The organism is Butyrivibrio sp. Su6, assembly GCF_900108105.1.
Taxonomy (GTDB): Bacteria; Bacillota; Clostridia; order Lachnospirales; family Lachnospiraceae; genus Butyrivibrio.
Genome location: NZ_FNUR01000023.1, coordinates 1 through 2,025, shown reverse-complemented (window position 1 = coordinate 2,025; position 2,025 = coordinate 1). Strand labels below are relative to the sequence as shown.

At 41.1% G+C, this 2,025-nt stretch carries 1 protein-coding gene; it reads right to left on the bottom strand.

Annotation, left to right across the window (positions count from 1 at the left end; genetic code table 11):
* Nucleotides 1-92: 92 nt before the first annotated feature.
* A complete protein-coding gene (locus C4S54_RS15850; RefSeq protein WP_103870356.1) occupies nt 93-1,865 on the bottom strand; it encodes an IS1634 family transposase in 1,773 nt (590 codons plus the stop codon).
* Between the last annotated feature and the right edge of the window lie 160 nt (nt 1,866-2,025).

The following is a 2,025-nucleotide window of genomic DNA, read 5'->3' as shown; positions in this document are numbered from 1 at the left end:
AATCCCATCTTTGACAGTCTAAATGCGAGGAACCGCAGTAATTATGCGGAAACCTCGCATTAGTTTTAGGGTAAAAGTGTAGCTATATATTATTACTTTTTCTTGGATTCACGGATGACTTTCTTCATGCTTAGGTCAGTAAGAATCTCATAGTCTGTGCGGAATCCAGCGGTCTCATGAAGCGCATCTGTCAGGTCTGTTCTTGTGTATGATGGGATATATCCACGTTTTTCTCCGGGGCGGTACATGTTCATGTCCCTGAGGGTGTGGACTATATCTTCGCAGGTATACTGTTCACCCAATCTTTTTTCAAGCAGTCTGTATATGAAGAGTGATATAAAGCATGTCAGGAAATGCGCTTTTATCCTGTCTTCCCGTTGAAGGTAAACGGGTCTTGCTTTGAACTCGGTTTTCATTATCCGGAAGCATTCTTCTATTTCCCAGCGTTTCTTATTGATGTGTATCACTTCAGCAACATTCATGTCATCAAGATTGGTACAAACTGCGTAGAATCCATCATATTTTTCTTCTTCAGCTATGATGTCTGTCTTGAGATATGGAACTTCTTTTGTACATGCCTCGCCATCTTCAGTCATGACTTCCTTTCCGATAAATCTGTGTGGATCATTCTGATTCTTGGGACGCTGTTTATATTTTCCGCTGTTGATAATAGCTGTTGCCCTGTCTACTTGCCCCTGCCTGATCTTACGCTGATAGATTTTGTATTTGGGAGAGTAGGAGACTATAAGGTGCTGCTCTAGAGGCTTTGCTCCCTGTCTTATTTTTCTTCCTGAAAGATCTTCTTTTATCCATCTGTCTTTGTAGAAAATCTTATCGTAGAACTCAGACTCATCAATCTCTTCGATGTTGTAAATAGTAGCGTCTCCAATGATGTGCCAACCGGAAGGGTCAAGAGCAAACTCCTTGAGGTGTTCAGGAAGCTGCTTGACAGACTGTGTTGTAATAAAGCTTCTCAGGCGCTCACCGTTGATGGATTTGTCATTGAATTTTCGATTGCTTTTGGAGGACAGTCCAGCATCTGTGCAAACAATGATCTGATCAAGTCCATAGTCCTTAAGAATCTTCTTTTCAAGAGGCTTTAGAGTAGGTTGCTCATTCTTATTTCCAGGATATATGTCAAATGCAAGAGGAATTCCATCATAATCCATAAACAGTCCCATTCCGACGATTGGCAGTGGCTGATGCTGCTTGGATTTGCCATATTTCCTTAAATCGTCTGCTTCTTCCAACTCAAAGAAATAGTTTGTGCAGTCGTAATACAGTACGTCACTTCTGCGTTCTAATACTTTCTGGCTGTTCTTGTAGAGCTCAGCCTGTATAAAGTCGTTCTCCTCGGCGAGGATGGAAAGAGCACGGTAAATATCATGAAGTTCAAATGATGGCTGTTCAATGAATGATGCTGCAAGCTTGTTGGATGACAGCTTTGATGACGGGAAGATCACTCTTGTGTATACAAGTTTGGAAAGTATGTCGTTTAGATCATACTCAAAAAGGTGACGAGAAGATATCTTGCTGCAAATCTTATCAAGGCCCAGGCTGTAGTAGATGTCCTGGAGGAAGAGATATCCGCAGTTGAATGTTTTCTGCTCGTTCTTTTTGATGAGTTTGGAAGGTGCATAGCTGAGGATTATTTCCTTCTGTTCTTCATATTCCCTGCGGTTGAGTTCGTTGACGTATTCCTGTGCCCAGGCGTAAGGATCCTGCCCTTTGGCTTTTGCCTTTACTTCATCAAGGTTGCCAAGCTTTTCTACGGTAACAGTTGTGACAGAGCCGTTTGACTTTCTGATAGTTTTCTGAACATAGAATGATGCAGAGTTTTTGGATTTGCTTACTGTTAGTTTCATACTTATATCCTCCAACCCTTATTATACCATACATAGCTACATATAGCCACATATAAAGTGATAAAATTTGACAAAAAAATAAGACTGAAATATCAGTCTTTATGCGGGCTTGAGGGGTATGATGAACTAAGATTTATGAGGCTAGACTGTCAAACTTCCG